The following is a 9,728-nucleotide window of genomic DNA, read 5'->3' as shown; positions in this document are numbered from 1 at the left end:
AGCATCCGATGAGCTGGTTTAACGATATTTTTGGTTTCGAGGAATCAACTTACGCCGAGACCCGGGCTAATTTCTACATCGATGGTCCCCTGCTTCATGCCAGGGGGCAGCCATCTCGTACTTTTCATGCCGGTATACTGACTCTGCCGAGTCTGGCTGAATTACGGAAGGCTGTTTGTGCCACGGAGGTAAGCAGAGGAGGCGGGATAAAGCTTAGTAGCCTGGTGGCTGACGTCTATGAACTTCATGGCTGGCCGGAGGCGAATGGCGCATTGATCCAGGTAGCCAGTCAGTTCAACCTGTTAGAAATGCCGAGCCAACACACTACACCGGAGAAGGGGATCACCAGCTATCAACACGATTATACGCAAGGTCCCTCCTGCGCAATGGCCTGTGCTGCCGCTACGGTGTTTCGTAACTATCTGGTTCCGGTTGGCTCGCAGACAGGCCAGACTCAAACCTGTCAACTTAACGCTCTGGCGGACATGGACAGAGTTATCGGCATTGGGGGGATCCGGATGCAAAATGGCTATGCGCTTCTGCAACCGGACACGGTGCTCGCCATCGGCAAACATATTGAGGCGATGGATGAACTTTCGCGGGATAAGGTGAGGCAGTATCTTCGTGTCGGACTACATTCTGACACGGAAGTGACAACCCCGGGTGTACCGAAGGGCCAGCGGGTTTCTCAGGCACTCTGTTCTGCTTTACCTGTTGCGTATCACTACTCCCCGCGCAGGGACTGGGCTCCTTTTGCCACACTGGTGCTTGAGGCCAGCTATGAGGCAACTCTGCTGGCGGCAGTGCTCAATTATCACCATACAGGCAACCCCAGAGTTTATCTGACCCTGGTTGGTGGAGGCGCTTTCGGTAATGATCTCATCTGGATTGTCTCTGCTCTTAGACGAGCGCTGTACCTGGTCAGCCATCATCCTCTCGACGTGCGTCTGGTGAGTAAACGCAAGGTACCTGTAGCGATAAATTCGTTGATCAGAGAGTTTAAAAGCTAATCAAAAGCCTGACGCCTCCGCGTGGCGGAGTTGTCCAACCCCGGTAATCGGGGAAAAGCAAGTTTCCCCCGATTCCGACGTTTTCTATTAGAACGCCCCACGAATTTTTTTTCATATTGAAGCTCATTTTTGACCATTAACGTACCAGAACCGTGCGCCAACGCGGATCTGCGTATGAAAGTTAAGTCGCTGATTTCAGGAATCTGTAGTATTCTCTGCAAAGATCCTTATTTGATCCTTGAGGAGGCAGAGATGTCGCAGCCCGGAAATGCAGTAACTTCCTCATCGAAAGAAATGCGTCTACAGCGTAAGGGAAGCCCGATGTCGGCTTCCGAAAAACAAATGGCCGCAGTTGCAAGAAAACGTATTACGCATAAAGAAATAAAAGTTTTTGTTCGTAACCCACTGAAAGATATCATGATTGAGTTGTGTAACAGAGAGGGCATTACGCAAGCCCAGTTTGTTGAGAAGCTGCTTGAAAATGAATTAAAAGCTCAGGGACTACTGAAGTAAAGACTTTACTTTGATTTGCAGCGTGATAGATTACTGATCGTTTTAACGATTTCTTGGCTGGCCACGCCATAAGGTGGCAGGGAACTGGTTCTGATGAGGTGTCTACCCGGAGCCAGAAAAGCAAAAACCCCGATAATCTTTCTAATCTTGGCGGGTAAGAAGATTATCGGGGCCCTAACTAAACCGTACAGAAGCTGTTGCTCTGTACGGGGAGTATAGTTTTATGCTCAGAAAACTGCAATACCCGTTTCTGTGCCATTTGCTCCTTCCGTGCAACATAAGCGCAGGAAGGGGTGACTGAAAGGCACAATCCATACCACTGGAGTCAGCTGTCGGCCGAAGACCAGATCCGTTTCTGGGAGCGTGTCGATGAGGGCGATACATCTTCTTTTCTGGTTACGCCAGAGAAGAAGCGTACACGTCGCCGCCGTGGCGATCACTCCACCAAAGCCAAATGCGAAAATCCGTCATGGTTCCGTCCTGCGCACTATAAAGCGTTGGGGGGACAGCTTGGTCATGCCTATAACCGTCTGGTGAAGAAAGATCCGGCTACGGGGCAGTACAGTCTGCGCATGCATATGTCCCTGCACCCTTTTTATGTTCGCGAACGGCATCGTGCCGGGCGTAAGTATGCCTTTCGTCCGGAGAAGCAACGACTGCTCGATGCCCTGTGGCCGGTGTTGATCAGTTTCTGCGATGCCGGTAAACATACCGTGGGTATGTGTGTGTCCAGGCTGGCCAGAGAACTCAGCCCAAAGGATGCAAAAGGGAATGTCATACCTGAAACTGAAGTCACCGTTTCCCGTCTTTCCTGTCTGATTTCTGAGCAGGTGCGCTTCGGCACGCTGGGGGTGTCAGAAGAAACCAGCTGGGACCGGGAATCCCGTAAGCGACTGCCAAAATACGTCTGGATAACCACCACAGGCTGGCAGATACTGGGCGTGGACCTGATGAAACTGCAGGCTCAGCAGGAGAAGCGCCTGCGTGAGAGTGAAGAACGTCGCCGGCTCATTGAGGAAGGTATTCTGGGTGAAGATGAAGATATTTCTGTCCACGCGGCCAGAAAGCGCTGGTATCTGCAGCGCAGCCAGGAAGCGCTGAAATACCGCAGGGAAAAAGGTGCTGCGCGTAAACGTGCCAACCGTCTGGCCAAACTTCCCCGGGACCGCCAGATTCACGAGATGTCGCGCCATATCATGAAAACGTTGCCGCCTGATGAGGCTTACTGGTGCACAGCTGAACGGCTTGAACAGATGGCCATCCAGAATCTGTACCAGCTGGAGCTGTCGCTGGCCACCCCGCCACCACACTAGCGATATTAGCACCCGTTAAATTTTCTTCAGACTGCCCCTTTCGGGGCTTGTGGTGCTGGTTCCGCTCGCCTGTTTTTTGCCCGGCCACCGCTGTTTCTTCATCATTCTCCGGTTATCCCTCATTTTTACGGTCACAGGAGCGTTCATATTGATGAGAGGAAAGAGTTATCCACACATTTCCGCAAACAGATAAATTCAGCTTTTCACAAACGGATATCAGCAAAGCCGGAAAATAGTCTAAACCCAGTTATTAATCCCCTGCCTCGCAAGCCTGCAGGGAGATCCTTTATCCTCTGAAACCCTGTGAATATCTGACATAAGGCCCGCCCTTGCAGCGGACTTACGTCCGCGCCGGTTCGGAAACACCAGAAGCACCTCCCGTCGCTCTGCGCCGGGCCCCGACCGTACATATAGTTACAACATCCAAAATTTTGACCAAAGAAACCAGAGCAAAAACCCACCATCGAGCCCCTCCCGGCACTGAAAAGCGAGGCCGCCCCGGCCCGAAGGGCCGGAACAACATCGCTTTTAATTCTGGATGATGTAACTAAGTTCTGAGTGGCTGTCAGAGGTGTGGTCTGGAGAGATTGTGTAACACGCCCGTAAGCGGCCCTAACGGCCCGCCAACGCGGAGATACGCCCCGACTACGGCTTCGCCTTGTCGTGACCACTCCGACAGCGCACATCAGTTCCTGAGCAGTCTGTCAGTGGGTTATGGCTTTTCAGGGCGTGGGGGGTTAATAGCGATCGTCTATCAATCAACCGGCTGTGCCGGGCTACGGCGCCACTCACCCGCAGAAACATATTCACCACCTGCTGGCGCCTCCATGCCGCTTCGCGGCATTCAGAAGACCGGCTGCGCACTGCTCGCCAGCCAGATTACACTGTTACTCATACCGATGAATTTGCGATAAACTGGTTTTTATTCAGGGAGTAAGAGCCTAAACCAGGGAGAGTCAATATGAACCGAAAACAGTTTATCCGCAGTCGTGGGGCCACCTGCCGGAACTGGACGTGGAGCTGGTCATTCATCAATCATGATGAGCAGTTTGTCATTTTCGGTGCCTGGGATACCGAACGGGAAAAAGAACGCGCAGTTATTGGGGTCTGACGCTCAGTGGAACGAAAACTCACGTTAAGGGATTTTGGTCATGAGATTATCAAAAAGGATCTTCACCTAGATCCTTTTAAATTAAAAATGAAGTTTTAAATCAATCTAAAGTATATATGAGTAAACTTGGTCTGACAGTTACCAATGCTTAATCAGTGAGGCACCTATCTCAGCGATCTGTCTATTTCGTTCATCCATAGTTGCCTGACTCCCCGTCGTGTAGATAACTACGATACGGGAGGGCTTACCATCTGGCCCCAGTGCTGCAATGATACCGCGAGACCCACGCTCACCGGCTCCAGATTTATCAGCAATAAACCAGCCAGCCGGAAGGGCCGAGCGCAGAAGTGGTCCTGCAACTTTATCCGCCTCCATCCAGTCTATTAATTGTTGCCGGGAAGCTAGAGTAAGTAGTTCGCCAGTTAATAGTTTGCGCAACGTTGTTGCCATTGCTGCAGGCATCGTGGTGTCACGCTCGTCGTTTGGTATGGCTTCATTCAGCTCCGGTTCCCAACGATCAAGGCGAGTTACATGATCCCCCATGTTGTGCAAAAAAGCGGTTAGCTCCTTCGGTCCTCCGATCGTTGTCAGAAGTAAGTTGGCAGCAGTGTTATCACTCATGGTTATGGCAGCACTGCATAATTCTCTTACTGTCATGCCATCCGTAAGATGCTTTTCTGTGACTGGTGAGTACTCAACCAAGTCATTCTGAGAATAGTGTATGCGGCGACCGAGTTGCTCTTGCCCGGCGTCAACACGGGATAATACCGCACCACATAGCAGAACTTTAAAAGTGCTCATCATTGGAAAACGTTCTTCGGGGCGAAAACTCTCAAGGATCTTACCGCTGTTGAGATCCAGTTCGATGTAACCCACTCGTGCACCCAACTGATCTTCAGCATCTTTTACTTTCACCAGCGTTTCTGGGTGAGCAAAAACAGGAAGGCAAAATGCCGCAAAAAAGGGAATAAGGGCGACACGAAAATGTTGAATACTCATACTCTTCCTTTTTCAATATTATTGAAGCATTTACCAGGGTTATTGTCTCATGAGCGGATACATATTTGAATGTATTTAGAAAAATAAACAAATAGGGGTTCCGCGCACATTTCCCCGAAAAGTGCCACCTGACGTCTAAGAAACCATTATTATCATGACATTAACCTATAAAAATAGGCGTATCACGAGGCCCTTTCGTCTTCAAGAATTTTATAAACCGTGGAGCGGGCAATACTGAGCTGATGAGCAATTTCCGTTGCACCAGTGCCCTTCTGATGAAGCGTCAGCACGACGTTCCTGTCCACGGTACGCCTGCGGCCAAATTTGATTCCTTTCAGCTTTGCTTCCTGTCGGCCCTCATTCGTGCGTTCTAGGATCCTCCGGCGTTCAGCCTGTGCCACAGCCGACAGGATGGTGACCACCATTTGCCCCATATCACCGTCGGTACTGATCCCGTCATCAATGAACCGGACTGCCACGCCCTGAGCGTCAAATTCCTTTATCAGTTGGATCATATCGGCAGTGTCGCGGCCAAGACGGTCGAGCTTCTTAACCAGAATGACATCACCTTCCTCCACCTTCATCCTCAGCAAATCCAGCCCTTCCCGGTCTGTTGAACTGCCGGATGCCTTATCGGTAAATATACGGTTTGCTTTCACACCTGCGTCTTTGAGTGCTCTGACCTGAAGATCAAGAGACTGCTGACTGGTTGAGACCCGAGCGTAACCAAAAAGTCGCATAAAAATGTACCTTAAATCGAATATCGGACAACTCATGTCTATTATTACAAATTTACGATTTAATAGACATATTAATGTAACAGTTTTACGATGTCCGATAATTTATAATATTTCGAACGGTTGCAGTTGTGTTAAAAAAGCCGTCAGGCAGGGAGGCCGATATGCCCGTTGATTTTTTGACCACTGAGCAGGTTGAGAGTTATGGCAGGTTCACTGGCGAACCCGATGAACTTCAGCTGGCGCGTTATTTTCATCTTGATGAAGCGGATAAAGAATTTATCGGGAAAAGCCGGGGTGATCACAATCGACTTGGTATTGCCCTGCAAATCGGGTGTGTGCGTTTTCTGGGCACTTTTCTTACTGACATGAATCATATTCCTTCCGGCGTCCGGCATTTTACCGCCAGACAGCTCGGGATTCGTGATATCACCGTTCTTGCAGAATACGGTCAGAGGGAAAATACCCGCCGTGAGCATGCAGCGCTGATACGTCAGCACTATCAGTATCGTGAATTTGCCTGGCCCTGGACATTTCGCCTTACCCGTCTTTTATATACCCGGAGCTGGATAAGCAACGAACGTCCTGGCCTGCTTTTCGACCTGGCGACAGGGTGGCTTATGCAACATCGTATTATTCTCCCCGGAGCCACCACGCTGACCCGGTTGATTTCAGAGGTAAGGGAAAAGGCGACGTTGCGCCTGTGGAACAAACTGGCACTGATACCGTCAGCCGAACAGCGTTCACAGCTGGAGATGCTGCTGGGGCCAACTGATTGCAGCCGCCTGTCTTTACTGGAATCACTGAAAAAAGGCCCTGTGACCATCAGTGGTCCGGCGTTTAATGAAGCAATTGAACGCTGGAAAACTCTGAACGATTTTGGCCTGCATGCTGAAAACCTGAGTACACTCCCGGCTGTGCGCCTGAAAAATCTCGCACGTTATGCTGGTATGACTTCGGTGTTCAATATTGCCAGGATGTCACCGCAGAAAAGGATGGCGGTTCTGGTTGCCTTTGTCCTTGCATGGGAAACGCTGGCGCTGGATGATGCACTGGACGTTCTGGACGCCATGCTGGCCGTTATCATCCGTGACGCCAGAAAGATTGGGCAGAAAAAACGGCTCCGCTCGCTGAAGGATCTGGATAAATCTGCATTGGCGCTCGCCAGCGCATGTTCGTACTTGCTGAAAGAAGAAACACCGGACGAATCGATTCGTGCTGAGGTGTTCAGCTACATCCCTAGGCAAAAGCTGGCTGAAATCATCACGCTTGTCCGTGAAATTGCCCGGCCCTCAGACGATAATTTTCATGACGAAATGGTGGAGCAGTACGGGCGCGTTCGTCGTTTCCTGCCCCATCTGCTGAATACCGTTAAATTTTCATCCGCACCTGCCGGGGTTACCACTCTGAATGCCTGTGACTACCTCAGCCGGGAGTTCAGCTCACGGCGGCAGTTTTTTGACGACGCACCAACGGAAATCATCAGTCAGTCATGGAAACGGCTGGTGATTAACAAGGAAAAACATATCACCCGAAGGGGATACACGCTCTGCTTTCTCAGTAAACTGCAGGATAGTCTGAGACGGAGGGATGTCTACGTTACCGGCAGTAACCGGTGGGGAGATCCTCGTGCAAGATTACTACAGGGTGCTGACTGGCAGGCAAATCGGATTAAGGTTTATCGTTCTTTGGGGCACCCGACAGACCCGCAGGAAGCAATAAAATCTCTGGGCCATCAGCTTGATAGTCGTTACAGACAGGTTGCTGCACGTCTTGGCGAAAATGAGGCTGTCGAACTCGATGTTTCTGGCCCGAAGCCCCGGTTGACAATTTCTCCCCTCGCCAGTCTTGATGAGCCGGACAGTCTGAAACGACTGAGCAAAATGATCAGTGATCTGCTCCCTCCGGTGGATTTAACGGAGTTGCTGCTCGAAATTAACGCCCATACCGGATTTGCTGATGAGTTTTTCCATGCCAGTGAAGCCAGTGCCAGAGTTGATGATCTGCCCGTCAGCATCAGCGCCGTGCTGATGGCTGAAGCCTGCAATATCGGTCTGGAACCACTGATCAGATCAAATGTTCCTGCACTGACCCGACACCGGCTGAACTGGACAAAAGCGAACTATCTGCGGGCTGAAACTATCACCAGCGCTAATGCCAGACTGGTTGATTTTCAGGCAACGCTGCCACTGGCACAGATATGGGGTGGAGGAGAAGTGGCATCTGCAGATGGAATGCGCTTTGTTACGCCAGTCAGAACAATCAATGCCGGACCGAACCGCAAATACTTTGGTAATAACAGAGGGATCACCTGGTACAACTTTGTGTCCGATCAGTATTCCGGCTTTCATGGCATCGTTATACCGGGGACGCTGAGGGACTCTATCTTTGTGCTGGAAGGCCTTCTGGAACAGGAGACCGGGCTGAATCCAACCGAAATTATGACCGATACGGCAGGTGCCAGCGATCTTGTCTTTGGCCTTTTCTGGCTGCTGGGATACCAGTTTTCTCCACGCCTGGCTGATGCCGGTGCTTCGGTTTTCTGGCGAATGGACCATGATGCCGACTATGGCGTGCTGAATGATATTGCCAGAGGGCAATCAGATCCCCGAAAAATAGTCCTTCAGTGGGACGAAATGATCCGGACCGCAGGCTCCCTGAAGCTGGGCAAAGTACAGGCCTCAGTGCTGGTCCGTTCATTGCTGAAAAGTGAACGTCCCTCCGGACTGACTCAGGCAATCATTGAAGTGGGGCGCATCAACAAAACGCTGTATCTGCTTAATTATATTGATGATGAAGATTACCGCCGGCGCATTCTGACCCAGCTTAATCGGGGAGAAAGCCGTCATGCAGTTGCCAGAGCCATCTGTCACGGTCAAAAAGGTGAGATAAGAAAACGATATACCGACGGTCAGGAAGATCAGTTGGGAGCTCTGGGGCTGGTCACTAACGCCGTCGTGTTATGGAACACTATTTATATGCAGGCAGCTCTGGATCATCTCCGGGCGCAGGGTGAAACACTGAATGATGAAGATATCGCACGCCTCTCCCCGCTTTGCCACGGACATATCAATATGCTCGGCCATTATTCCTTCACGCTGGCAGAACTGGTGACCAAAGGTCATCTGAGACCATTAAAAGAGGCGTCAGAGGCAGAAAACGTTGCTTAACGTGAGTTTTCGTTCCACTGAGCGTCAGACCCCTGAGTGGGTTGCGCTCCGGCAGCGGTCCTGATCAATCGTCACCCTTTCTCGGTCCTTCAACGTTCCTGACAACGAGCCTCCTTTTCGCCAATCCATCGACAATCACCGCGAGTCCCTGCTCGAACGCTGCGTCCGGACCGGCTTCGTCGAAGGCGTCTATCGCGGCCCGCAACAGCGGCGAGAGCGGAGCCTGTTCAACGGTGCCGCCGCGCTCGCCGGCATCGCTGTCGCCGGCCTGCTCCTCAAGCACGGCCCCAACAGTGAAGTAGCTGATTGTCATCAGCGCATTGACGGCGTCCCCGGCCGAAAAACCCGCCTCGCAGAGGAAGCGAAGCTGCGCGTCGGCCGTTTCCATCTGCGGTGCGCCCGGTCGCGTGCCGGCATGGATGCGCGCGCCATCGCGGTAGGCGAGCAGCGCCTGCCTGAAGCTGCGGGCATTCCCGATCAGAAATGAGCGCCAGTCGTCGTCGGCTCTCGGCACCGAATGCGTATGATTCTCCGCCAGCATGGCTTCGGCCAGTGCGTCGAGCAGCGCCCGCTTGTTCCTGAAGTGCCAGTAAAGCGCCGGCTGCTGAACCCCCAACCGTTCCGCCAGTTTGCGTGTCGTCAGACCGTCTACGCCGACCTCGTTCAACAGGTCCAGGGCGGCACGGATCACTGTATTCGGCTGCAACTTTGTCATGCTTGACACTTTATCACTGATAAACATAATATGTCCACCAACTTATCAGTGATAAAGAATCCGCGCGTTCAATCGGACCAGCGGAGGCTGGTCCGGAGGCCAGACGTGAAACCCAACAGACCCCTGATCGTAATTCTGAGCACTGTCGCGCTCGACGCTG

General features: G+C 51.7%; 8 protein-coding genes and 2 pseudogenes. 6 read left to right on the top strand and 4 right to left on the bottom strand.

Annotation, left to right across the window (positions count from 1 at the left end):
* Positions 1-8 precede the first annotated feature (8 nt).
* Entirely contained in the window at positions 9-1,010 is a 1,002-nt protein-coding gene (locus AC534G_RS26130; RefSeq protein ID WP_253076413.1) for a hypothetical protein, read from the top strand.
* A gap of 252 nt (positions 1,011-1,262) precedes the next feature.
* A complete protein-coding gene (locus tag AC534G_RS26125; protein ID WP_047089822.1) occupies positions 1,263-1,523 on the top strand; it encodes a replication regulatory protein RepA in 261 nt (86 codons plus the stop codon).
* Between the two features lie 42 nt (positions 1,524-1,565).
* On the opposite strand, the pseudogene AC534G_RS26120 reads toward AC534G_RS26125, so the two are convergent.
* Positions 1,566-1,690, bottom strand: a pseudogene (locus tag AC534G_RS26120) (replication protein RepA).
* 56 nt (positions 1,691-1,746) lie between these two features.
* On the opposite strand from AC534G_RS26120, the gene tap reads away from it, so the two are divergent.
* The 3 genes and pseudogenes from tap to AC534G_RS26105 all read left to right on the top strand — a co-directional run.
* Complete coding sequence (gene tap / locus AC534G_RS26115) at positions 1,747-1,824, top strand: RepA leader peptide Tap (protein ID WP_015405817.1); 78 nt, start codon at positions 1,747-1,749, stop codon at positions 1,822-1,824.
* Complete coding sequence (gene repA / locus AC534G_RS26110) at positions 1,817-2,836, top strand: plasmid replication initiator RepA (RefSeq protein WP_253076392.1); 1,020 nt, start codon at positions 1,817-1,819, stop codon at positions 2,834-2,836. The genes tap and repA overlap by 8 nt, the downstream gene beginning before the upstream one ends.
* Positions 2,837-3,797: 961 nt before the next feature.
* A pseudogene (locus AC534G_RS26105) lies at positions 3,798-3,938 on the top strand (HNH endonuclease); the annotation flags it as partial.
* Positions 3,939-4,085: 147 nt separating this feature from the next.
* Here AC534G_RS26105 and AC534G_RS26100 read toward each other — a convergent pair.
* Both AC534G_RS26100 and AC534G_RS26095 read right to left on the bottom strand, forming a co-directional pair.
* On the bottom strand, positions 4,086-4,946 hold the full coding sequence (locus tag AC534G_RS26100; protein WP_000027057.1) for a broad-spectrum class A beta-lactamase TEM-1: 861 nt from the start codon (positions 4,944-4,946) through the stop codon (positions 4,086-4,088).
* Between the two features lie 182 nt (positions 4,947-5,128).
* Positions 5,129-5,686 (bottom strand): recombinase family protein, encoded by a 558-nt coding sequence (locus AC534G_RS26095; RefSeq protein ID WP_001235713.1) that lies wholly within the window; start codon positions 5,684-5,686, stop codon positions 5,129-5,131.
* Positions 5,687-5,847: 161 nt separating this feature from the next.
* Between AC534G_RS26095 and AC534G_RS26090 the strand changes: the two genes are divergently transcribed.
* Positions 5,848-8,853, top strand: coding sequence for a Tn3-like element Tn3 family transposase (locus tag AC534G_RS26090; protein ID WP_001143775.1), 3,006 nt, complete (start codon positions 5,848-5,850; stop codon positions 8,851-8,853).
* 64 nt (positions 8,854-8,917) lie between these two features.
* Here the strand turns inward: AC534G_RS26090 and tetR(A) are convergent, their stop codons facing one another.
* Complete coding sequence (gene tetR(A), locus AC534G_RS26085) at positions 8,918-9,568, bottom strand: tetracycline resistance transcriptional repressor TetR(A) (protein WP_000164043.1); 651 nt, start codon at positions 9,566-9,568, stop codon at positions 8,918-8,920.
* Between the last annotated feature and the right edge of the window lie 160 nt (positions 9,569-9,728).

The sequence above is a fragment of the Citrobacter sp. CRE-46 genome (genome assembly GCF_059615875.1).
This window is presented reverse-complemented; position numbering and strand designations above follow the sequence as displayed.

Coding starts and splice junctions, on each gene's coding strand:
- AC534G_RS26130 (WP_253076413.1), top strand. CDS start 9: ATGAGCTGGTTTAACGATATTTTTGGTTTCGAGGAATCAACTTACGCC.
- AC534G_RS26125 (WP_047089822.1), top strand. CDS start 1,263: ATGTCGCAGCCCGGAAATGCAGTAACTTCCTCATCGAAAGAAATGCGT.
- tap (WP_015405817.1), top strand. CDS start 1,747: ATGCTCAGAAAACTGCAATACCCGTTTCTGTGCCATTTGCTCCTTCCG.
- AC534G_RS26100 (WP_000027057.1), bottom strand. CDS start 4,946: ATGAGTATTCAACATTTTCGTGTCGCCCTTATTCCCTTTTTTGCGGCA.
- AC534G_RS26095 (WP_001235713.1), bottom strand. CDS start 5,686: ATGCGACTTTTTGGTTACGCTCGGGTCTCAACCAGTCAGCAGTCTCTT.
- AC534G_RS26090 (WP_001143775.1), top strand. CDS start 5,848: ATGCCCGTTGATTTTTTGACCACTGAGCAGGTTGAGAGTTATGGCAGG.